A 23846-nucleotide genomic window follows, 5' to 3' on the forward strand; every position below is an offset into this window, starting at 1 on the left:
ACCGGTCAGCTGCAGGTGATCGTGGGAAGGGCGATGCTGATGTCGTCACCGGCGGCCTTGCCGGCTGCGATCGGGGCGAGGGTGAAGGTGATCGTCACTGTGACGGTGCCGCGAGTATCGCTGCTGTAGGTGGCGCCGGTGGTCTGATACGACTGGCCCGACCTGATCGCGAGGGCGCCGGTTCCTCGGGTGCTGCGCGGACCGAAGATCGTGGTGCCACCGATGTCCACCATGATGCTCTGTCCGACGCTCGTGGTGGAGTTGTTGTTGCCGTAGCCGGCGCCGATGGTCAGCGAGGAAATGGTGTACTTCGCGCGCGGGCAGGTCTGGATCGTTGCAGAGGTCGTGACGACGGCGGACGCCGTCGAGCTGGTGTTGTTGAGTCCGGAGGTGAAGGCGAACCCGGACGCGAGCGGTGGGCTGCTGTTCCAGTTGGTGACATACCCGCTGTTCCCGGTCCCGACCGTCCCGTCCACCGAGCCCTGGGCGACTCGGGTCGTCCAGCCGGACGCGGTCGTGGGCAGCTGTGCGCACGGGCAGGACGCCGTCACCGCCACGGCCGGCGACCCGACGGCAAGGATAGGCACCGACCAGGCTGCGCCCTTGGCAAGCGTCCGACGAGTGACCGTGGTCGTGTCCGCCATTGCTCTCGGAGCCCCTTCTGCGAGAAATCTGTCGAGTACGACGCTAACAGTGCTCGCCGCCTGATCGGCACTCGGACGTAGGACGAATGTCACGCCGAGGCGGCGGACGGCGCGTAAGCACGAAAAAGGGATCGGGCCCGTGCGGTGACTCCGCACAGGCCCGATCCGGTATGACGAGCCGATCCCCCGGATTCTGGCCCGCGGGTGACGACTACAAACCGAGGCGCGCCTTCAGCCCGTCGAGCTCCACCTGCAGCTGGGTCGGCAGCTGGTCGCCGAACTTGGCGAACCACTCCTCGATCTGCGGGATCTCGGCCTTCCACTCCTCCGGGTCGACCGCGAGCGCGGCCTCCACCTGCTGGGGCGTCAGGTCCAGGCCCTCGATGTCCAGCGACTCCGGGGTCGGCACGTGACCGATCGGGGTCTCGACGGCCGCCGCGCGTCCCTCGAGACGTTCGATGACCCACTTCAGCACCCGGGAGTTTTCCCCGAAGCCCGGCCACAAGAAGCCGCCGTCCTCATCGCGACGGAACCAGTTGACGTAGAAGATCTTCGGCAGCTTCGCGGCGTCGGCGTCCTTGCCGACATTGATCCAGTGGCCGAAGTAGTCGCCGGCGTTGTAACCGATGAACGGCAGCATCGCCATCGGGTCACGGCGTACGACGCCGACCTGGCCGACCGCGGCCGCGGTTGTCTCGGACGACAAGGTGGCGCCCATGAACGTGCCGTGCACCCAGTCGCGCGACTCGGTCACCAGCGGCACCGTCGTCTTGCGGCGCCCCCCGAACAGGATCGCCGAGATCGGCACACCCTGCGGGTCGTCGTACTCGTCGGCCAGGATCGGGCACTGGTCGATCGGGGTGCAGTAGCGCGAGTTGGGGTGCGACGAGAGTTCCTCCGAGTCCGGGGTCCAGTCCTCGCCCTTCCAGGAGGTGGCGTGTGCCGGTTCGTTCTCCAGGCCCTCCCACCAGACGCCGAGGTCGTCGGTCAGCGCGACGTTGGTGTAGACCGAGTTGCCCTTGGCGAGCGTGCGCATCGCGTTGGGGTTGGTCTTCTCGTTGGTGCCCGGCGCGACTCCGAACAGGCCGAACTCGGGGTTGACGGCATAGAGGCGGCCGTCCTTGCCGAAGCGCATCCAGGCGATGTCGTCGCCGAGCGTCTCCACCTTCCAGCCCGGGATCGTCGGCTCGAGCATCGCCAGGTTGGTCTTGCCGCACGCACTCGGGAAGGCCGCGGCAACGTAGTAGACCTGCTGCTCGGGGGAGATCAGCTTCAGGATCAGCATGTGCTCGGCGAGCCAGCCCTCGTCGCGCGCCATCACCGAGGCAATGCGCAGCGAATAGCACTTCTTGCCGAGCAGGGCGTTGCCGCCATACCCCGAGCCGTAGGACCAGATCGTGCGCTCTTCGGGGAACTGCACGATGTACTTGGTCTGGTTGCACGGCCAGGGCACGTCCTCCTGGCCGGGCTCGAGTGGTGCGCCGAGCGAGTGCAGCGCCGGCACGTAGTTGGCCGAATCGCCAAGCTCCTCAATGCGGTTCAGCACCTTGGTGCCACAGCGGGCCATGACGCGCATGGACGCCACGACATACTCGCTGTCGGTGATCTCGACACCGAACATCGGCTTCTCGGCGTCGAGGTGACCCATGACGAAGGGGATGACGTACATCGTCCGGCCCTTCATCGACCCCCGATAGAGGTCGGTCATGATCGCCTTCATCTCGTCCGGCGCCATCCAGTTGTTGGTCGGGCCGCAGTCCTTCTCGTCCACCGAGCAGATGAACGTGCGGTCCTCGACGCGCGCGACGTCGGTCGGGTCGGAGGCGGCGTAGAAGCTGTTCGGGTGGGTCTGCTCGTTCAGTCGGGTGAAGGTGCCGGCCGCGACCAGCTTGTCGGTGATCTCTTGCCACTCCTCATCGCTGCCGGTGATCCATTGCACCCGGTCGGGGGTGGTGAGCGCCGCGACCTCGTCGACCCAGGCGGCGAGGCCGGGGTGGGAGGTGCCGGTGCCCGCCGGCGCGGTGGGAGTGTCGGTAGTCATCGAAAAGACCGTCCTTGTTGTCGGCTCACGGGAAGTGGTCGGCCGCCCGATCCAGGCGCCCAGTGAGAACCACTCCCGCGAACGTACGCCGCGCTCCCGAGCCGGCTCCAACCAGCGCGTGGGACCTAAATGTGATCCGTGTCACACATGTAGTGGGGTTTGTTCACTTCATGGTGGGTGCTGTTCACGTCGGCGTCGCACGGCTTCCTCGCCGCACAAAAACCAACAAACTCCGCCTAGTGAAGATGAGCGATCGGACGTATGACGCAGCACCCACAGCCGTCCGGGACAATGGTGCAGGTGAGCCAGTCCCGAGTGCGATCGCTACTGACCCGCTGGACCGTCTGGGCGCCCATCCTGGCGCTGGTCCCACTCCCGTTCACCTGGGGTAAGCACATCGGCCCTGCGTGGATCGCCATCGTCGCGATCCTGCTCGGCGCATCGGTCCTGGCGGCCGTGCACCACGCGGAGGTCGTTGCGCACCGGGTCGGCGAACCCTTCGGGTCACTGGTGCTCGCGGTCGCGGTGACCGTGATCGAGGTCGCGCTCATCGTCACGTTGATGGTCAGTGGCGGCTCGGACGCCAGCACGCTCGCGCGGGACACAGTCTTCTCTGCGGTGATGATCACCTGCAACGGCATCGTCGGAATCTCGTTGCTGGTAGGGGCGATTCGGCACGACACGGTGACGTTCAACGCCGAAGGCACCGGCGCCGCGCTGGCCTGCGTGCTGACCCTGGCCACGGTCTGCCTGGTGCTGCCGACCTTCACCTCCAGCGTGTCCGGGCCGGAATTCTCCGGCTCGCAACTGACCTTCGCCGCAATCGCATCGCTCGCCCTCTACGGCCTGTTCGTGGTGACCCAGACCGTCCGACACCGTGACTTCTTCCTGCCGGTCGCGCGCGAGGACTATCGCCCGCTGGCGGTCGGGTCGACCGGTGGCGCCGGCCCGGTCGACGACCCCAGCACCCAGGAGTATGACGGGGAGCACGCCGACCCGCCGAGCAACCGCGAGGCGCTGCTCAGCCTCGGCATGCTGCTGGTTTCGCTGGTCGCGGTCGTCGGACTGGCCAAAGTGGAGTCCAAGCCGATCGAAGACGGGGTGGGCGCACTCGGGTTGCCGCACTCGTTCGTCGGCGTGATCATCGCGCTGCTCGTGCTTGCACCGGAGACCCTCGCGGCGGTCAACGCGGCGCAGCGGGACCGCCTGCAGATCAGCCTCAACCTCGGCTACGGCTCGGCGATGGCCTCGATCGGGCTCACCATCCCGGTCATCGCGCTCGCCTCGATCTGGCTGCCGACCCCGCTGCACCTCGGCCTCGGCTCGACCCAGATCGTGCTGCTTGCGATCACCGCAGCGGTCGGGATCCTCACGATCGTGCCGGGCCGCGCCACGCGCTTGCAGGGCGGCATACATCTGGTGTTGTTGGTGGCGTTCGTCTTCCTGGCAGCGAATCCGTAGAGCGCGCGCCCTCAGGCGACCGCACCCCCGACCGCTGGCCGAGTCCGTCCCGGGGACGGCAACACCAGGCGCTGCTGCGCGGACCGGCTCAACTGCGCGAACTCCGCAAGCAACGGGTGAATATGCAGTCCCGATCCATCAGGTCGAGGCACGAGCATCGAGTCGCAAGCCAGCGCGGCCAGCGCCTCCTCGGGGTTGTCGGTGTCGGCGGCGCGGCGCAGCGCTTGCCAAGGCTCGGGCGCAGTGCGACGACGCCACGCCTCGAAGCTGGCCCGCACTGACAGATCACCAACGGTGAGCGCCTCGAGCGGGGCTGCGCCGTTGAGCTCGCCGAGCAGGGCTGGCAGGGACAAGGCCGGTTGACTGACCAACCTGGCTGCTGCCGCACGTAGTGCCAACGGAAGCCCGTGGCAGTGACGGGCGAGGGTTCGCAGCGCGACATCATCGGCGGTGCGCTCGTCGGCGTACAGGAGATTGGTCAACAGGACCGTCGCGGCGTCCTCGTCGAGCGGATCGATCCGCACATGCGCCAAGCCGAGTTGGACCGCCAACTGGCTTGGTCCAACGATCAAGCAAGCCGAACGGTCCCCGGCAGGCAGCAGGTCGCACACCTCGGCGGCGTCGGTCGCGTTGTCGATGATAAGGAGCACCCCGCGCAACGCTGACACCGAACGGTATTGCGCTCGCATTCCGTCGGCGTCGCCGGCCGGACGGCAGCCGAGGGATGTCAGCAGAGAACGCAAGCTGTCCTCGAGTGTCCGGCGGCGGCCGTCAGCGTCGGACATCGAAAGGTAGAGGTGCCCATCGGGGTAGTCCTCACCGCCGCCGTACGCCGCGCGCACCGCGATCGCAGTCTTGCCGACACCGCTCATCCCGGACACGACGCAGCGGCGCGCCGTCTTCAGCGGGGTACGACGGTCAAGGACATCCTGCAGCCGGTGCAGCAGCTCGTCCCGTCCGACCAATCCGCTCGGGTCGACCGGCAACGTGTGTGGCGCGGGCCGGTGGTTAGGCCGGGTCGACGGCGTGACGGCGACTGGGGTTTCCAGTGAGCCGCGAAGCACGGCCTCGTAGGTGTGGATGAGTTCTGGACCCGGGTCGACACCGAGTTCCTCGCCCAACAGAGTGCGCGCTTCGTGATAGGTCTGCACGGCGTCTGCAGTCCGCCCACCCCGAGCCAGCGCGACCATGTAGAGGCGGCGGCTGTGCTCGCAGAAGGGCCGGTCCCGGACGGTCTTGGCGAGAAGCGGCAGGACCTCCTCGTGCCGGCCAAGTTCTAGAGTCGCCTCGAACTGGGTCAGCTGAAGCTGATCGAACTGCCGCGACCAGTGCTCACCCTCGCGCACCCGCAGCGTCTCAGTGGTGTTGGCGACCACCGAACCGGTGAACAGGGCGAGTGCCGCGTCCAACTCGGAGCAGGCGACCGCCGGCTGGCCGTCGCGCAGGGCATCGCGCCCCGCTCGCGCGTGGATGGTGAATTCGACTGCGTCGATCCGAGTCTGCCTCGCCTCCAGGAGATAACCGGGCGGGCACCGTCGAATCGCGACATCTGGCTCAAGAGCCTTGCGCAGCCTGGAAACGTAGGTGTACAGCTGGGCGTTCATGGTGGCCGGGGGATGCTGTGCCCACAGCAAGTCAGCCAGCTCGTCGTCCGGTACGACGCGATCGGCGCAAAGGCTTAGAGCAGCGAGCAGAGTGTGCACCTTGGCGCCGGTGAGCGGCACCTCTGCGCCGTCGCGCTCGACACGCACTGGCCCGAGCAATCGGATCCGCATCTGACACTCCATTCGTTCGGTCCGGCGCCCCTCCCAGCGTCCGTGCACCGAAGTCATGGTGCGACAAGGTCATGTCATCCGGATTTCGTCATCCAGTCCCGCAGCAACGAAATTGAGACGAAACCGACGGACCGGATCGGCTGTCTAGTGTCGTTGACAGCTGCTCGCCCATGGGGGGCTAGGGCGCTTACCTGGAAGGCACGACGATGAAGTTGTCCCGCGTGATTGCACTTGTTCTGCTCGTTGGTGGACTGTCTGGTGGGGTGGCCGGCGCACACAGTGCCGACGCGTCGCAGACCCCCTCCGCGACCGACTCAACCACCGCGATCTGGCCCTGGCCGGATGGTGTGGGGGGTGCCCGCTGAGCCGCACCATCCGCCCCAAGACGCGGCCCTCCTTAAGCTTCCAGCTGCGGCGGGCCGCGTCTGGTGTCGCGTGAGGCGTGGCGTGGCAGGCTCGAGTTTGTCGTCAGTCGCGCAGGCGTTGGAAAAGTTCGTCGCCGGAGGCGGACGATTGGGTCGCCAGCATTTCCTTGACGCGGTCGGCGCGATGCATCCAGGTCGTCGACCCGGCGCGCTCGAACGCGGCGACTGCCAGACTGGCGGAGTTCTCCGCGCTGGGCAGGCCGGACAACCATGCGGTACACGCCAGCATCAGGTGGCAACGCCCCGAAGCCATCGGGTCGGCCCGCTCGACCGCGATGTCCAGCGCCTCACCCAGCACCTGCTCGGCTTCCGGCAGCAGACCGCGGCGGGCATGGATCTCGCCCAACAAGGTGAGCGCGTGCAACCGACCCGTGCGATCTCCGCCCTCGATGGCCAACGACAGCGCCTCACCGCACGCGGCAGCCGCGCGCTCCAGGTCGTGCCGGGACATCAGAGCGAACGCCATCCAGTAGAGGCTCTGTGCCTCGGCCCGCCACGTGCCGGACTCGCGGCTGAGAGTGACGGCACGCTGCGATAACTCGATCGCGCGGTCGTGGTTGCCGCGCTCGGACTCGATCTGAGCGAGCAGTCCCATGGCGTGGGTTGCGCTCCGGATCTGGCCCATCCGCAGGAGTTCATTGACCACCGGGTCGCAGTAGTTGTAAGCGGCATCGAGATCGCCATCGGCGCGAGCGATCGAAGCCAGCAACCGGCGCACGCGGGCCTGGCCGATGCGGTCGCTGGTTTCGAGCATGGCCAGGGCTTCCTCGAGGTGCTCGCGGGCCAGGTCGAACCGACCTCGGTAGAACGCGACCACGCCGAGCGAACGGAGCATCACCTCGCTGCCATGCTTATCGCCTGCTACGCGGCAACCTTCCAACGCCGCCGAAACACAGTCGTGCCAGTCGTCGAGATAGCGACCGGTCTCGAAATAGGTCGCCAACGAACTCACCGTCTGCCACGAGTAACGAACGAACTTGCCACTTCTGGTGCTGTTCACCGCACCACGAATCGCGGAGCGCTCCTGGGCAAACCAATGCTCCGGGTGTTGCAGCACCTCCTCGATCACCGGTTGCGGTAGGACCGGCTCGGTCTGATCGGGATGGTCGACGTCCTCGTGGTCCACGAGCAGCGCGGCTCCGCGCGCCAGCTGTGCGAACGCGCGGTGGAATCTTTCGAGCGCTGCGTCGTCGTCGACGCTTTCCCCGGCCAGTTCGCGGGCGTACAGCCAGACCAAGTCCTGCATGCGGTACCGCACCCCGGGTTGATCGCCGCGAACCACCACCTCAAGCAGTTGAGCCTGCGCCAGCTGTTCCAGCAGGTCGTCGGCGTCCCAGGGGTCGACGTCCATCAGAGCGCTCGCTACCCAGCCGGCGAAATCGGGCACCTCGACACGGCCGAGCCGGCGGAACAGAGTCGCTGCCTGGTGAGAGAGGGATCGGTAGGACAGGAAGAGACTGGCGCGGACGCCTCGTTCGTCCTGGCTCAGTTCGTCCAGCCGGCGGCGTTGGTCACGCAACCGCCGGGCGAACGATTCGAGTCGGATGTGCGGCCCAGCTGACAGGCGGGCGCCGACGACGCGCAGCGCGAGCGGCAGACCGTTGCACAAGTCGGCGATCTCGTCGGCTGCTGCTGCCTCCTGCTCGACTCGTTCGGAGCCGACGATGCGCCCGAGCATCGTGTGTGCGTCGGAGGTGGCGAGCATTGTCAGCTCGATGTGGGTCACCGCGTGGTCCCCGGCCAAGTCGCTGACGGTGCCGCGGCTGGTGACGATGACCCGCGAGGCGCCCTCGCCCGGGATCAGCGACGTCAGCTGTCCGTGGCTGTGCGCGTTGTCCAGCACGATCAGTACGGAGCGATCGGCGAGCGCGGACCTCAACATTGCCGACCGGTCGCTACGGCCAGCAGGGATTTGCGCGACAGACACCCCCAGAGCCCGCAGCATTGCATCAAGCGCGGCGGTGGCACTGACCGGCGGATCGTTCTCGGAGAACCCGCGCAGATCGATGAACAGTTGGCCGTCGGGGAAACGGTGGGCGTTGCGGGTGGCCCAGCGCACGGCGAGACTGGTCTTCCCGACACCGCCGACACCGGTCACCAAGGCGATGGGCGGGGTAGCGGGGTCCTCGGACAGCAGCGAGTCCAGCAGGGTCAACTCGCGGTTTCGGCCGGTGAAAGCGTGTGCCGGCGCCGGGAGCTGAGCGGGTCGATCGAGTGACGGCTCTGCCGTCGGGCCGCTTGCAGAGGCGGATTCGGGTGTCGTCGCGGCCAGTTCGGCGTCGTCCTGTAGCACCCGCTCGTGCATGGTCTGCAACTGAGGTCCTGGTTCGATGCCGAGCTCCGAAACCAGCCGTCGGCGACCCTCCCGAAACACCCTCAGTGCCTCCGCGCGCTGACCGGCCCGGTAAAGCGCATGCATCAGCAGCGCGCGGGCGCACTCGCGTAGCGGGTGCTTGTCGACCACCGCTGTGAGCTCGCGCAGCGCCTCCTTATCTCGGCCGAGTTCGAGTAGAAGCGATCCGCGGTCCTCATGCAGATCGACGAACTCATTGCTCAGCTGCTCGATTTCGGGTCGCAGTTGCTCGATGACCAGTCCGTCAAGGACGGCTCCGCGCCAAATTTGCAGGGCCTGGTCTACGGTCTCCAATGCCTGCGCAGGTTGCCCCTCCGCGCTCTGTGACGCGGCGGCGACCCGCAGCTTCTGGAACTCATCGACGTCGATGATGCAGTTGCCTGGATCGAGCAGGTAACCAGGGTGTTTGGTGTGGATCAGGTCGTCGCGACCGGTGTGCTCTTTCAGTTGTTTGCGCAGCGCCGCGACGCAGATTGCGACCTGGTTGCGAGCAGTGCTGGGCGGGTCCTCGTCCCAAATGGCGTCGATGAGGGTGTCGACCGGCACCGTTCGTCCGGCAGACAGAAGGAGCGCCGCAAGGGCAGCCCGCTGCCGGCCGCTGGTCGGGCGCAGCACGACATCGCCGGCCAGGACATCCAGCGATCCGAGCACGCGAAATGTCACCGGCGGGCCAGTCTTGTCCGGATGTGATTGGTCATCGACCATCGTCAGCACACCGGTCCCTCCCGCGCGTCCGCCCTCGGCACAGTATGACAGCCGGTCTGATATGTGGGCAGATTCCTTTGAACGGTCTCGATGCGTGGTCACAACGGAGGGTTACCGTGCCGACGTTGGGCTGCTTCGCCCCGGCTCCGTAGCATCGCGAGGCCCTCGATCAGTGCTGCTCGGGTCTCATCGGGTTCGATGACGTCGTCGACCAGCCCACGTTCGGCGGCATAGAACGAGTGCATGAGCTGCTCCGAGTACTCCTGGACGCGGCGGGCACGTGTTGCCTCGGGCTCATCCGAGCCGGCGATCTCCTTGCGGAAGATGACGTTTGCGGCTGCATCTGCGCCCATCACCGCGATCTCGTTGGTTGGCCAGGCGAAGGAGAGGTCGGCGCCGATCGAGCGCGAGTCCATCACGATGTACGCGCCGCCATACGCCTTGCGCATGATGACCTGGATGCGCGGGACTTGCGCATTGCAATATGCGTAGATGAGCTTGGCCCCGTGGCGGATGATGCCGCCTCGCTCCTGGTCGGTGCCGGGCAAGAAGCCAGGCACATCGACCAGCGTGATGATCGGAATGCCGAAGGAGTCGCACTGGGTGACGAACCGTGCGGCCTTCTCCGAGCTGGAAATGTCCATCGCGCCGGCGAGCCGGGTCGGCTGGTTGGCGACGATGCCGACGGTCTGCCCGTCGATCCGGGCGAAGACGCACACGATGTTCGGCGCCCAGGTCTCGTGCACCTCGATGAACTCGCTGTCGTCGACCAGTGTCTCGATTACCTGCAGCACGTCGTAGGACTTTTGCGGCTCGGCCGGCACCAGTTCGGCCAGGTCGACCTGCACCGCGGGGTCCTCGGGCAGCACCTCCGGGGGAGGGGTGTGGTTATTGGCGGGCAACAGCGACAGCAGGAAGCGAACGTCATCCAGGCACTCGCGCTCGTCGTCGTAGACGAAGCTGACGACGCCCGACGCGGCGCTGTGTATGTCGGCGCCGCCCAATTGCTCGGCGGTCATCGACTCGCCGGTCACCGCGGTCACCACGTCCGGGCCCGTGACGAACATCTGCGACGTCTGCCGCACGGCGAAGACGAAGTCGGTCAGCGCGGGAGCGTATGCCGCGCCACCAGCGCATGGACCGACCATCACGCTGATCTGTGGCACCACCCCGGATGCGGCGACGGTGCGACGGAAGATGCCGCCGTAGCCGGCCAGTGCGCTGACCCCTTCTTGGATGCGGGCACCTGCACCGTCGTTGATCGACACGATCGGCGCGCCGGCCTGTAGTGCAAGGTCCATCAGCTTGTGCACCTTCTGCGCGTGCGCCTCGCCGAGGCTCCCACCGAAGATGCGAAAGTCGCTGGCGTAGGCGAAGACTCGGCGGCCATGGACCATGCCCCACCCGGTGATGACGCCGTCGGAGTGCGGTCGCCGGTCGGCCATCCCGAAGTCGGTCGCGCGATGTCGGCGGAAGCCCTCGATCTCGTGGAAGGTGCCAGAGTCGAAGAAATGCTCGACGCGCTCGCGGGCGGTCAGCTTGCCGCGGCCACGCTGCACCTCGCTGGCCCGGTCGGTCGTCGAGCGCACCTCGTCACGCATGCGCCGCAACCGGATGATGCCGTGCTGCATGGTGGGCGATGTCGGCGCTGCGTCCGGGGGGCTCGGCGGGATCACCCGCAGCGCGGGGCGCGTCGGCTGTTCGTCGTCGGCGGTCTGCAACTGGCTCATGCTTGGCTCCTTTGGGTTGGGGCTGCGGTGACCCGACGGTCAGGACACGACCACTGCGGCCAGCAGGAAATCGTCGTAGCGGCACCAGCGCCCCGGCCAGTCCCAGCGCTCGCCACGGTGTCGATTAGGGCGGGTGGTGGTCACCACGAAGGTGCCGTCCGGAAACACCCGCGAGCGCGCCCCTGTCATCGGGAGGGTCCGGTCGGTCAATGTGTGGAATGCCTTGTAGGCGGCTTCCTTGGTGCTGAAAAGCAAACGCTCCCAAGCAATTTCATTGCCGAAGTAGTGGCCCAGCTCTGCGAGCTGGTGGATCTCGTCCTCGGTGGTGAAGGCACGATGCGCCCCGCCCACTGGTTCGTTGGGCTCCGCATCGATGCCGATCGCCCGGTGATGGCGGCCCAATCCGACTGCGGCACCGAGGTATCCGTCGGTATGGGTCAGTGAGCCGACGATGCCCACGGGCCAGGCTGGCGCGCCCGAGTCCTGTCGGCCGATCGGCATGTGGGCGAAGCCGATCTCACCCAGCGCCTCCCGTGCGCAACGGCGAGCCAGCACCGACTGCATCGCCCGTGCCCCGCGCCCGACCAGGTGCTGTTCGTCGGTGCGAACCTCTGCGTCGGTGCTCTCGCCCAGCAGCTGTGCACAGGCGACGGTCGGCGGCAGGATCGCCCGCAGACCGTCACCTGTGATCAGCAGCTCAGCCAAGTGTCACACCGCCGTCGACACTCACGACCTGGCCGGTCATGTAGTCGGCACCGAGGAACATCCCCAGCACCTCCGCGACTTCCTCGGGCGTGCCGTACCGACCGAGCGGGATGCGCGTGCGCATGCCGTCTTTCACACTGTCGGAAAGGGACTCGGTCATGCCGGTGATGACGAAACCGGGCGAGAGCGCATTGACCGTCACGCCGCGACGGGCGCACTCGACGGCGAGGGTGCGCGTCATACCGATCAGGCCGGCCTTGGACGCCGAGTACGCGGTCTGACCCGGGGTCGCGACGATCCCCGATGGGGAGACGACGTTGACCACCCGGCCCCACCGAGCCTTCAGCATCGCCGGCAGGAAGGCCCGGGCGACGTGAAAGCTGCCGACCAGGTTGGTCTGGATGACTTGCGCCCAATCGTCCGGGTTCTGCATCGCCATCAGGGCGTCCTTGCGCACGCCGCTGTTGTTGACCAGCACGTCGACGACGCCGAGCTGCTCGGTCACCTCCTGCTGCATTCGCTGGACCTGCTCCCACGACGAGATGTCGCCCCCGAGGACACAGTGCGGGTTGTGCAGATCCGCAGCGGTCTTCTCGGCGCCATCGCGCGAGGAGTTGTAGTGCACCGCGACCCGACAGCCAAGGCGGTCCAACTCGATCGCCATCGCCCGGCCCAGGCCGCCGGACGCGCCGGTGACAAGGGCAATGTGCGGCGAATCTGCTTGTTTCTGTGCGATGTTCATGCTGCCTCCTTGGATTCCCCACCCCACCGGAGGACCATCGATCCCCAGGTCATTCCGGCACCGAAGCCCATCAACATGATCAGGTCACCCTGCTGGATCCGGCCTTCGCCGACCGCTTCGTCGAGGGCGATCGGGATCGAAGCCGACGCGGTGTTGCCATACCGCTCCAGGTTGGTGAACACCCGGTCCGGGTCGAGTCCGGCGTGGGAGGCTATCGAGTTGATGATGCGAATGTTCGCCTGGTGCGGGATGACCAGCGCCAGATCTTCGACCTCGACGCCCGCGTTGTCGAGCGTCCGTCGTGCGGTGGCGACCGACAGCCGGACGGCGTTGAGGTAGATTTCGTTGCCGTTGATCTTGGCGTAGTGCAGACCCTCGTCGATGGCCTCCTTGGACGGAGGCATGCGACTACCGCCGCAGACCGCCTGGAGGCTCGAGGTCCAGCGGCCCTCGGCCCCCAGATCCCAACCGAGCACCCAGTCGGACTCGCCCGGGGTGAGCACGACGGCACCTGCACCGTCACCGACGAGGATGCCGAGGTCGCGGTCCTCCGGATTGGCGGTCAGTGAGTGAGTGTCGGTGCCGATCAACAGGATTGGGCGAGGGTCGACGCGCATCAGTGCGTAGGCGTGGACTAGCCCGTACATAAAGCCGGAACACTCGGCGTTGACGTCGTGCGCGCTACCGGCGACCCCGAGCTCGTGCTGGACGAACGCGGAGGTCGCTGGCGACGGCTGCTCCGGGGTCGCGGTCGCCACCACGAGGTGAGCGATGTCGTCGGCGGTCAGCCCGGCGTGTTCGAGGGCGGCCCGGCCGGCGTCCACCGCCAGCGAAGCGGTGGTCTCACCGTCGCGCACCCAACGGCGTTCGCGGATGCCGCATCGGCTCTCGATCCACTCCTCATCGATGTCGAACTTCTCTGCGAGCTCGGCGTTGGTGACGACCCGGTCGGGGACTGCCTTGCCCCAACCGGTGATCTGCATGTGCTGCATGTCAGGCGGCCGCCGCGGCGACCTTGACCAGGCGGTCGTGCACGATCCGCAGCGTGGTCGAGCCGTCCTCATTCTCGAAGATGTCCGGGTCGGCACCGACCTCCGGGTGCTCGGACTGGAAGGAGTAGAGCCACTCCATCATGTCCATCGAGTCGATGTCGGAGATCTCCACCAGAGCGGCGTCCGGGTCGACGTCGGTGGCGCCGGAGACGGCCTCGATCTGGGCAAGGAACTCGCTGAGGGTCAGGGTCATCGTTTTCTCCTTCGCTTGCGCCGGCGCACCGGCAGTGCGCGGCGACGTTGCTGGACGTCGATCAGTGAACGGGCCGGGCGCAACGCGAACGCAAGACCGGCGCACGTTGCGCCGCTGTTGCGCGCGGCCCGCAGTCTCGGATCCGACGGCGAGCCATCCGGGCCCGTCTGCCGTGTCCCGCAGCGAAAGGCAGCACCATGACAGCAACCGTCGCCGACCGGACCGTCGGCACCGTGAGCCCCCGGCCGGTGGACGACCTGTCCGGGTCGGGCGAACACACCCACGCCGTGCTGATCGTCGGCGCAGGGTTCTCCGGCATCGGGATGGCGATCCGGCTGCGGCAGGAAGGCATCCACGACGCCGTCGTGCTGGAGCGCGCCAGCACGCTCGGAGGCACCTGGCGGGACAACACCTACCCCGGCAGCGCCTGCGACGTGATGTCACTGCTCTACTCCTTCTCGTTCGCGCCCAGCACGACCTGGGCACACACGTTCGGCAAGCAGCCGGAGATCCTCGCCTACCTGCAAGAGTGCTCCGAGCGCTTCGGCATCAGCGATCAAATCCGGTACAACCAGGAAGTCGTCGAAGCCCGTTGGGATGAGCGCGAATCGGTGTGGACGGTGCACACCGGCGACACGCAGTACCGCGCCCGAGTGCTGGTCAACGCCACCGGTTACCTGTCCGACCCGTCTCTGCCTGACGTGCCCGGCGTCGCCGACTTCACCGGGCGGATCGTGCACACCTCGGCGTGGGATGCCGAAATCGACCTGACCGGCAAACGTGTGGCGGTGGTCGGCACCGGCGCGTCCGCGATCCAGGTGGTGCCAGCGATCCAGCCGCAGGTCGAGTCACTCGACCTCTACCAGCGCACTCCGGCCTGGGTGGCACCGAAACCAGACAAGGAGATCACCGACCGGGAGAAGTGGGTGCGGCGCAATCTGCCCGGTTACCAACGGTTCCGGCGCAACTTCAATAAATACGGCCGGGAGGTGCTGATCCCGATGTTGTCCCGTCCTGCGGTGATGGAGAAGACCCTGCAGGGTCAGGCACTGAAGATGCTCGGCGAACAGATCGAAGACCCGCAGCTGCGCGAGCAGCTCACTCCCGACTACACCGTCGGCTGTAAGCGCATCCTTTTCTCCAACGCGTACTACCCGGCGCTCGCCGCCTCGAACACGACGCTCGTGCCGTCCGCGGTGACCGGCTTTACCGAGACCGGTGTCGTCGCCGATGGCGTCGAGCGACCGGCCGACGTCGTGGTGCTGGCTACCGGTTTCCAAGCCACGAAGCGTCCGGTGGCCGACCGTATCGTCGGCCGGGACGGTCAGTCGCTCACCGACGCCTGGAGCCAGACCATGTCGGCATACCTCGGCACGACCGTGCACGGCTTCCCCAACCTCTTCCTCATGCTCGGCCCGAACACTGCCCTCGGGCACTCGTCGCAGACGGTGATGATCGAGGCCCAGATCGAGTATGTGCTCGGTGCCCTACGCACGATGCAGGACCGCGGAGTCGCCGCCCTGGAGGTGCGCGAGGAGGTACAGCGGTCGTATGTCGAATGGCTGCAGAACCGCTTCGAGGGCACCGTGTGGCAGTCCGGTGGATGCACCAGTTGGTACCAGGACTCGACCGGTCACAACCCGTCGATATGGCCGACCTTTACCTGGACCTTCCGCAAGCAGACCCGCAACTTCCGCGCCGCGGACTACGCACTCGTCACCACGCCCGTGCGGGCGTCGGCCTGAGCGCCAACTCACCAAGGAGAGGACACCACCATGACGACGACCAACGTCAGCCGACGCACCATGATCGGTGCCACCGCTGGAGCGACCGTGCTCGCCTGGCTCCCGGCGAGCCGCAGCTGGGCCACCACGCTGCCCTCCGACGCCACGGCGATGCCGGTGCCCAAGCTGCGCGGCACGCTCACCACCTCGGCCGTCGACGGCTACAGCCACGACTTCGGCGGCATGCGCACCGCACGCCCGTACGCCGTCCTGACTCCGGCCGGTGCCGACGACATCGCGGCGATGATCCGGTTCGCCCGCAACCGGAGAATCTCGGTCGCGATGAACGGGCAGAGCGGCGAGACCGGGCTGCTCGAGTCGCATTCCTGCCTCGGTCAGGCGCTCACCGCCGGCGGTGTGCAGATCAACTCCCGCGGGCTTCGCACCGTGCACTCGGTCAACACCAGGGTCGCCGACGTCGACGCCGGGGTGACCTGGGCCGAATTGGCCACTGCCGCAGCGAAAGTCGGCGCCCGAGTGCCAGCGCTGACCGACTATCTGCACTTGTCGATCGGCGGCACCGTGTCGGTGGGCGGAATTGGCGGCGGTGTGCAGCGCTTCGGGTTGCAGAGCGACCTGGTCACCTGGGTCGAGGTCGTGACCGGCACCGGCAGCATCGTGCGGGCCTCGGCAACCTCGAACAAGGCGCTGTTCGACGCGGTGCGGGCCGGCGCCGGCCAATTCGGCATCATCACCCGGCTCGGCATCTCGATGGCGCCCGCCGAGCAGACCGCGACGATCACCACGCTCTACTACGACGACGCCGCGACGTTCGTCGCCGACCACGTCGCGCTGATGGAGGCCGACTGCTTCGACCACCACGCCGGCAGCCTGATCAGCACCGACGACGGCAAGTCCTGGGCCTACTCGATCGAGGTTGGCAGCTTCCACACCGCGCCCGAGCTGCCCGCCGCACCGGCTGCGCTGGCCAACGCCAAGGACGTGCGCTCCCGGCGCACGACCGCATCGATGCCCTACCAGAGCTGGGCGTTCCGGGTCGACGAGTTCGCCGCGGCGATGGTCTCCAGCGGCCATTGGTCGGGTCCGAAACCATGGCTCAACCTGCTGGTCACCAAGGAGAAGGTGGTGGAGTTCCTGCAGTACGTCGAGACGCAGCTGACCCCAGCCGACTTCGGCGCCGGCTTCTGCATCATTGCCCCGCTGCAGGAGAAGACGCTGAAGTCGCCGGCGTTCGCGCTCGGCAACTCGCGGTCGGGCGTGCACTTCTTCTTCGACATGCTGTCCTTTCCTGGTGCCGACGCGCCGCCGGTGGCGGAGGCGATGGCTAAGAACCGGCGGATCTACGACTGGCTGGTCGACCGCGGCGGGAAGCGCTACATCATCGGAGCCATCGAAATGTCGATCGGTGACTGGATGCGGCACTTCGGCGCGCGCTACACGACATTGAAGTCGCTGCGCGATCGCTTCGACCCGAGCGGGATCCTCACCCCGGGCCAGGGCATGTTCTCTCGGAGCAGTGCCAAATGACGCTCCGTTACAGGGTGACCGACGCGGTCGACCTGCCGACGGACGCCCGCCACACGTGGGCGCAGTTGGTGCAGGAGCTATCCGGCGCCGGCGCCTGGTGGAACACCAACAACACCTTCGAGTCGCGGCGGCCGGTCGGGCAGCAGGGCACCGTCAGCACCATGACGGTCTTCCCCGGTGGAGTCGGCAAACCCGGACCGCGCATCCGGTTCTCCGGCCGGACGACCAAGGTCGTGCCGGAATCCCTTCTGGAGCAACGGTATTCGGGAGCTTTCCGTGGCGTCGGGCAGTTCCGGATCGAATCGACCGGGCCTGGTCGCAGCCGGCTGTCGTTCACCTTCGACGTCGAGCCGCGGGGCTGGGTGCGCCAACTCGCCCGGGTCAAGGATGTCGGTGAGGAGCACTCGACCGCTACCCGCGCGGCCTTCCGCCGCCTTGCGGAGCTTTTCGCGCAGGAGCGCGCCGAAGTGACGAGCGCGCCACCGATCGAGCGGATCGTACGAGCCGCAGACGGTGCGGGACTGCACACCTACGATCACGGTCCGCGGGACGGGGCTCCCGTCATACTCGTGCACGGGTGGGGTTCGCGCGCGTCCGCCTGGAACGGGGTGCGCAGCCGGCTGGTTGACGCCGGCCGGCGGGTGATCGCCCTCGACCTGCGCGGGCACGGGGACTCCGGCACCGGCACGGCCCCGGTCAGCCTCACCGTGCTGGCCGACGACCTTCGGCGGGTGCTGCGGGCTCTCGATGTCGAGGGCGCGGTCTGTGTGGGACACTCCGGCGGCGGGCTCGCGGCGTTGCAGCTCGCACATCACGAACCCGACCTGGTCGGCGGTCTGGTGCTACTCGGCACCGCAGCGCAGGACTCTGGCGCGGCACCGCCCGAGGTCGCCCTCATGGGCTCACCCCTCCTCACCGCCGCGCTGCGGCGGCCGCGGTTCGCGCACCGGATCCTGTCCGCGACGATGGGCCCGGATCGGCGGATCGCCGCCAGGGATCAGATCGCGGCCGACCTGGCGGACACGCCGTCCGGCGTGCGCGCGGCCTACTTCCGCGCCACCCAGCACGTCGACCTGACCGCGCAGTGTGCGCAGCTGCAACTGCCGGTCGTCGTCGCGCGCGGCGACGAGGACAAGGTGGTCGGCGGCGCGGGCGTCGAGCAGACGGCGCAGCTGCTCGGCACGTCAGTGCGGGTGGTGCCGTTTGCCGGTCACAGCCTGCCGCTCGAGGAACCCGAGGTTGTCGCCGAAGCGGTGGAGGAGGTGCTTTCCCGGATCGTATGACGGCAGCTGCGCGCCGGCCCGGGCGGACCGCCCGGGCCGGCGCTTCGGCGTACCCGGACGCGGCCTGCGTCATACCGAATATGGATCCGGTATAGGTCGGTGATGGGTCCCCGAAGTGCACTGGACGTGCGCCACCGAACGGCGCTTCCTTGAGCACCAGACCCCACGAAGGAGTTGGACACCATGACCGTTCTCGTGATCGGTGGCACCGGCAAGACCGGCCGGCGCGTTGCCGAGCGGCTCGCGGAGCGCGGAATCGACCACCGAGTCGGATCGCGTTCTACCACACCCGCATTTGACTGGGATGACGAATCCACCTGGGACGCCGCACTGGACGGCGTCACCGCCGCCTACGTGACTTACTACCCGGACCTGGCATTTCCCGGGGTGCCGGCACTGATCTCCGCACTCTGCGAGCACGCCAAGAAGGCTGGCGTCCGCAAGCTGGTGCTGCTGTCCGGGCGCGGTGAGGAAGGTGCTGTCGAGTGCGAGCAGGTAGTGCAGGGCAGCGGCCTCGCCTGGAGCATCGTGCGCTGCAACTGGTTCATGCAGAACTTCGACGAGAGCTTCTTCCTGGACCCGGTGCGCTCCGGCCACATCAACATCCCGGCGGGCGACGCGGTCGAGCCGTTCGTCGACGCTGACGACATCGCCGACGTCGCGACCGAGGCACTGCTCGACGAGCGTCACGACGGCCAGCTCTACGAGTTGTCCGGGCCTCGGCTACTGTCCTTCACCGAGGTCGCCCGCGAGCTGAGCAACGCGACCGGCCGGGACATCGAATACACCCCGGTCACCCACGAGGAGTATGTCGCCGAGTTGGAGAAAGAAGGTCTGCCGGCCGACTTCGCCGACCTGTTCGCGCTCATCCTTGACGGTCGCAACGCCTCGGTGACCGACGGCGTGCAGCGAGCGCTCGGCCGGGCGCCGCGCGACTTCCGCGAGTACGCGCGGGAGGCCGCGGCGACCGGCGTCTGGGACGCCCAGCCGCAGCCGGTCGGCTGACCGCCGGCAAGCCGGGCGCCGACCACGACCTCGTCCCATGGACCTGGACCTCCAGCCACCGTCGGCCGGCGTAGAGCCGGTTGCGCGGACGGTGCTCGTGTGCGCCACCGGCGCGGTCGGTGAGCTGCTGCCGTCGCAGTGGTCGAGCCGGCCCGGACCGGCCGCGGCCGGTCCGGGCCGGTCAGCCGTCGTGCCGTCGGTGCTCGCAGTGGCCCGCTGGTTGCGGAGCCTGTCCCGCACCGACTCGGCCGTGGTGTTACCCATCGACAGTTGCGGGCAACCGCCTGGCCACGGTCCGACCGACCTGGCCGGGCGGTTGCTGGCTGCCGAGCCCCGGCGACTACTCGTCGGCGCGCAGTTGGCGCCGGTCATTGGCCCCATGGTGGCCGGCCGGTGGGAGCTGACCAGGGTCCGAGAGGGCGGCGCCGAACCGGTCTTGGCCTTGGCGCAGCTCCGTGCGGCTGGGGCGCTTGCCGACCGCCCGCTGCTCGCCTGGGCGTTACGCACCCCGGAACCGGCGGTCGTCGCAGACCTCCCGCGCCGCGGGCGGGTACGTCAATTGACCGGCGACCCCGCAGTCGTCGACCAGCAATTGGCCGGTCTCCTGATCGCTGCGCACCACAGCGGGCGCCTGGTGCTCTCGCACCGAGCCGTGCTGGGCGATCGGAGCCGGCCACTGCACGCGTTGCAGGCGCTCGTCGAGTCGTATGCCCGCAGGCGTCCGGTCGATCGGGCGCGCTGGCCGGCCGTGCCGGGCACAGCCGACGGCGTCACCTCCCGGCCGGTCCACCGGCGACTGGACGACCTGCTGAAGACGCTGCAGGAGCTCTCCGCCGCTGCGGAGACCGTGTTGCTGCTGCGCGATGTCGAGCATCTCGACAAATCGTCCGTGATCGGCCTGGAATGGTTGGTCGGCGCCAGCCGATTGAGCCTGATCGTTACCAGCGCCGAGCCACGCCCCGACCTCGTGCGGCGGTGGCACCGGCGGCTGCCCGGTTTCGAGACCGCCGCGCCGTCGGGGACCTTCGAACGCGCCGGCTGACTAACCGCTGACGTGGGCGAACGCCGATGTCAGCCGACCGCGTCGGCGATCAGCGCACGGGCCTCACGTGCCAACTCGTCGGCGGCCGCCTCGTCGCCGCGCTCACCCCTGGCCAGCATCACTCGGGACAGCTCGTGACACGCCAGCGCCACCCACAGATCGGTGTGATCCCAGGTCGCCAGTTGCTCCAGTGCGTTGGTGAGCTCCCGCTCGGCTCGGTCGAACGACCCCAGACGGGCGGCCACCCGGCCCTGGTGTAGCGAGACCGGCCCGGCATAGAGGTCGTGGCCGGCTGCACAGGTCAGGCCCGCCCACGCGTCGAGTCGGTGTTGCACGGTGCGCAGTTCGGCCTCCGAGCCGGTCGGGACGACCGTCAACGCGAGGAGACCCTCGTCGTACAGGGCGAATGGTGAGTGGCGGTCGCGGCGACGGCGCAACTCGACCGCCACCGCGTGTCTGGCCTGGGTGCCCCTCCCGGATAGCAGGTGCGCCGCCGCGATGTCCCCCGGTTCGCGAGGGTCCCGCCCGACGCCGGCGCCCTGCAGACCGAGGCTCTGTCGCAGGAGCGCGTTCGCCCACAGCTGTCGATGGTCGGCCGCGAACTGCGCCGGGGTGTCTCGTCCGCTCCGGGCTGCCTCGGATCGCGTCACCGTGTCGGTCGCGTCGTTGTTGCACAGCGCACCGCGGTGTACCGCGTAGCGCTCGGCCGAGCCGAGCACCGAGGCGCAGGCGAGCCCGTGCTCGCCTGCGGCGATCGACGCGGCGCGGTCGCCGACATGGTCGGCCAGCGTGCCGAGATCGCGAGCGAAGCGCTCGGCGGGAGTGGCATCGACCGGGGTGACCGGACCGCGTACCCGGTCGAGACACAGCTCGGTCAGTCGTGCCTGCAACCCGGTGCTGCCCGCGGCCTGGAGCCGTATGCCGTGGGCCACGACTGCGAGGGCGGGCGCTGTCATCGTCCGCAGTTCCTCGTCGGGCACCCGCTCGAGTTGCTCGCTCATCATCTCGATCAGGGCGACGAGATCGTGCTGCCGGCCGAGGTCGCTCGTGTCGCGGACGCCGGCGGTGTAGGCGTCGGCCAGCATCGACGTCGCTGAGAGCGCGGTGGTCACCGAGTTGCCGGCCATGGCGTCGTATACCCCGCTCATCATGTGTCCGATCGCGGTGGACCGGGCCGACGCCAGGGCGAGCTCGCCGAGGTCGAGGTTGACCTGGGCGCGCCGCCCATCGCACTCCGGCAGCGCATTGAGCGCCCGGTGCAGGAGTTCCTCGGCTCGTCGGTCGGCGCCTACCGAGCGTGCACGACTGGCCGCCAGCAGGTAGCCGTCGGCCGCGACTTGTCCGGACTCACCGGCTCCTTCCAGATGTATGGCGAGCTCGTCGGCGTAACGGGAGATCACGTGGGATCGCCGGCTCCAGATCTGGTCGGCGATTTGCTGATGCATTCTGCGGCGCTGCGACTCGGGCAGATCGCGGTAGATGGACTCACGGACCAGGCCGTGCACGAACCCGCAGGTGCCGGGCTGGTCGCCGTCCATCAGCAACTGGCGCCGGCTCAGCTCCTGGACCGCGATCGAAGTCGTCGCATCATCGAATCCTGCTGCGGCACCTATGATTTCGGGTTCGAACGAGTCGGCTGAGGTAGCGGCGACCTGCAGGAAGCGCAGGCTCGAACCACTGATCCCGTCGAGACGGCGGCTGCAGTAGTAGCTGAGCGTGTCGACCCCGGCGCCGTCGGGCCGTAGCTGCGACAGCAGCAGGTAGGGATTGCCGCCGGACCGGCGGACCAGTTCGCCGACCGACCGCTCGTCGCCCTCCTCGGGCGGTGCGAGTTGCCAGGTGATTTCGTGCACCTGTGAGGGCCCCAGCCGGCGCAGTGCGCGGTGCTGGGTATGGCAGACCGTCTCGCCGGCGGCCAGCAGTGCGGCCCGGCCCGGTTTCAGCGCCTGGGTCGGGTCAGAGGTCGCGACGATGGTGATGGGCAGTGCCGGGTGTTCGACCACGGCGTCATACAACGCCCTCAGGCTGACGTCGTCGATCGCAGGCACGTCGTCGAGCAGGACGAGCAGGGGGCCGTGGTGGACGGCAAGTGCGACTACCGCCCGCTTGAGAGCCGCGGACAGCAGCGTGTCGGCATCCTCGCCGAAGCGATGCCTGCGCACCGCCTCGGTCGCCGTTGATACCTGCTCGCCGGGCTCCGCGGAGAGCGCGTCGGCCAGGAAGAGCACTCCCTCAGCGAGTGCGGAGTGCGCCGGTGACGCTGCCTTGCCGTGGCACCAGATCGCGGTGTCCTCGGGGGTCAACGCGGTGCGGACGAACTCCTGCAGGAGGCGGGTCTTGCCCATGCCGGGCTCCCCGGTGACCAGCATCAGCCGGGGCTGTTGTTCGGCCGACTGCCAGGTCGCGGTGAGCGCGCGCAGGTCGTCCAAGCGGCCGACGAACGGTGCATCGGTGCCGGTGTCCCGCGACCGGCGTTGCTCGCCCGCGTCGGTGCCGAGGGCGGTCAGGTAGACCTGTCCGGTGGCTTCGGACGGGGCCACCCCGAGCTCGCTGACCAGTAACCGTTTGAGGTGGGCGAAGGTCCGCAGCGCGTCCGCCCGGTTGCCGGCCGCGAGTTGGGCGCGCATCAACGCCCGATGGCCGCTTTCCCGCAACGGGGCGGCCTCGACTGCGGTACGTGCGATCGCCTCCGCCCGCGCGAAATCGCCGGCCTTGGTGAGCTGCAGGGCGGCGAATTCGTAGCATTTGGAGCGTAATTCATCGATATGGGACCGGGTCTCGTCGGCCCATGAGCTGGTGTTGTCGGGCAGGAAGGACCGTTCGAGTGTGGCCAGCAGGATCTGCACCCGAGCGGGATCGGGCTCGGCGGATCGTTCGCCGTCCAGCACAAATGCGGACAACTCCTCAAGGTCGACCTCCAGCGCGGCCGGCAGCCGCACCAGGTGCCGGCCATTGCGGGACTCGATGTCGGTGTCGCCGACGTCGGCCTCGGCGAGGAAGCGTCGCACCCGGGTCAGGATGCTCCGCAGCGCCGAACTCCACGTGTCCGGCGCGCCGTCCGGCCAGACGACCGCCGCGAGCTCGTCGCGCGCCGAACCGCCGGTCTCCCGGTCGATCACTAGCCGGGCCAGCACAGCCTGCGATTTGGGACTGGGCAGCCGCAATTCCCGTCCGTCGGAACGGACGATCGTCACCTCTCCGACGAGGCGCAACCGATGTCGCGTCACGGCTTTTCCCCCAGGACGTAGTCGGGGCACCAGCCAACGGGTTCGGCGACCACCCCACCGGTCGCCGGTCCGGCGCCGAGCCCGAGGATACCGACCTTGCGCCGCGGCGGGCGTCATACCGCCGATCTCGTCACGACATTGCGGCGGTGTTGCGGCACCGGCGGATGGTGTCGACGTAAGGCAGCCACCAC

16 protein-coding genes are annotated in these 23846 nt (G+C 68.1%); 6 read left to right on the forward strand and 10 right to left on the reverse strand.

What is annotated here, in order from left to right:
• Positions 1-5: 5 nt before the first annotated feature.
• A complete protein-coding gene (locus N2M23_RS10335; RefSeq protein WP_265445315.1) occupies positions 6-644 on the reverse strand; it encodes a hypothetical protein in 639 nt (212 codons plus the stop codon).
• A 211-nt stretch (positions 645-855) separates the two neighbouring features.
• Positions 856-2685, reverse strand: coding sequence for a phosphoenolpyruvate carboxykinase (GTP) (locus N2M23_RS10340; protein ID WP_265445317.1), 1830 nt, complete (start codon positions 2683-2685; stop codon positions 856-858).
• A gap of 291 nt (positions 2686-2976) precedes the next feature.
• On the opposite strand from N2M23_RS10340, the gene N2M23_RS10345 reads away from it, so the two are divergent.
• Complete coding sequence (locus N2M23_RS10345; RefSeq protein WP_425270235.1) at positions 2977-4146, forward strand: calcium:cation antiporter; 1170 nt, start codon at positions 2977-2979, stop codon at positions 4144-4146.
• A gap of 11 nt (positions 4147-4157) precedes the next feature.
• Here N2M23_RS10345 and N2M23_RS10350 read toward each other — a convergent pair whose 3' ends face one another.
• From N2M23_RS10350 to N2M23_RS10380, 7 genes are all read right to left on the reverse strand, one after another.
• Complete coding sequence (locus tag N2M23_RS10350) at positions 4158-5921, reverse strand: AfsR/SARP family transcriptional regulator (protein ID WP_265445319.1); 1764 nt, start codon at positions 5919-5921, stop codon at positions 4158-4160.
• 468 nt (positions 5922-6389) lie between these two features.
• Complete coding sequence (locus N2M23_RS10355) at positions 6390-9362, reverse strand: AfsR/SARP family transcriptional regulator (protein WP_265445321.1); 2973 nt, start codon at positions 9360-9362, stop codon at positions 6390-6392.
• A gap of 140 nt (positions 9363-9502) precedes the next feature.
• Complete coding sequence (locus N2M23_RS10360) at positions 9503-11134, reverse strand: acyl-CoA carboxylase subunit beta (RefSeq protein WP_265445323.1); 1632 nt, start codon at positions 11132-11134, stop codon at positions 9503-9505.
• A 39-nt stretch (positions 11135-11173) separates the two neighbouring features.
• A complete protein-coding gene (locus N2M23_RS10365; RefSeq protein WP_265445325.1) occupies positions 11174-11839 on the reverse strand; it encodes a 4'-phosphopantetheinyl transferase family protein in 666 nt (221 codons plus the stop codon).
• Entirely contained in the window at positions 11832-12581 is a 750-nt protein-coding gene (locus N2M23_RS10370; protein ID WP_265445326.1) for a 3-oxoacyl-ACP reductase family protein, read from the reverse strand. The genes N2M23_RS10365 and N2M23_RS10370 overlap by 8 nt, the downstream gene beginning before the upstream one ends.
• Positions 12578-13564, reverse strand: coding sequence for a 3-oxoacyl-ACP synthase III family protein (locus tag N2M23_RS10375; protein ID WP_265445328.1), 987 nt, complete (start codon positions 13562-13564; stop codon positions 12578-12580). Before N2M23_RS10375 ends, N2M23_RS10370 begins: the two co-directional genes overlap by 4 nt.
• A gap of 10 nt (positions 13565-13574) precedes the next feature.
• On the reverse strand, positions 13575-13826 hold the full coding sequence (locus N2M23_RS10380) for a hypothetical protein (RefSeq protein ID WP_265445331.1): 252 nt from the start codon (positions 13824-13826) through the stop codon (positions 13575-13577).
• Between the two features lie 197 nt (positions 13827-14023).
• On the opposite strand from N2M23_RS10380, the gene N2M23_RS10385 reads away from it, so the two are divergent.
• From N2M23_RS10385 to N2M23_RS10405, 5 genes are all read left to right on the forward strand, one after another.
• Positions 14024-15571, forward strand: coding sequence for a flavin-containing monooxygenase (locus N2M23_RS10385; RefSeq protein ID WP_265445332.1), 1548 nt, complete (start codon positions 14024-14026; stop codon positions 15569-15571).
• Positions 15572-15601: 30 nt separating this feature from the next.
• Positions 15602-17098 (forward strand): FAD-binding protein, encoded by a 1497-nt coding sequence (locus N2M23_RS10390; RefSeq protein WP_265445333.1) that lies wholly within the window; start codon positions 15602-15604, stop codon positions 17096-17098.
• Positions 17095-18381 (forward strand): alpha/beta fold hydrolase, encoded by a 1287-nt coding sequence (locus tag N2M23_RS10395; protein WP_265445334.1) that lies wholly within the window; start codon positions 17095-17097, stop codon positions 18379-18381. Before N2M23_RS10390 ends, N2M23_RS10395 begins: the two co-directional genes overlap by 4 nt.
• Before the next feature lie 183 nt (positions 18382-18564).
• Positions 18565-19386 carry an NmrA family NAD(P)-binding protein gene (locus N2M23_RS10400; RefSeq protein ID WP_265445336.1) on the forward strand — a complete coding sequence of 274 codons (822 nt, stop codon included), beginning with the start codon at positions 18565-18567 and terminating at the stop codon, positions 19384-19386.
• A 37-nt stretch (positions 19387-19423) separates the two neighbouring features.
• Positions 19424-20428 carry a hypothetical protein gene (locus N2M23_RS10405; RefSeq protein ID WP_265445337.1) on the forward strand — a complete coding sequence of 335 codons (1005 nt, stop codon included), beginning with the start codon at positions 19424-19426 and terminating at the stop codon, positions 20426-20428.
• A gap of 29 nt (positions 20429-20457) precedes the next feature.
• Here N2M23_RS10405 and N2M23_RS10410 read toward each other — a convergent pair whose 3' ends face one another.
• On the reverse strand, positions 20458-23655 hold the full coding sequence (locus N2M23_RS10410) for an ATP-binding protein (RefSeq protein WP_265445338.1): 3198 nt from the start codon (positions 23653-23655) through the stop codon (positions 20458-20460).
• Between the last annotated feature and the right edge of the window lie 191 nt (positions 23656-23846).

Source organism: Flexivirga meconopsidis, assembly GCF_026162425.1.
GTDB lineage: Bacteria > Actinomycetota > Actinomycetes > Actinomycetales > Dermatophilaceae > Flexivirga > Flexivirga meconopsidis.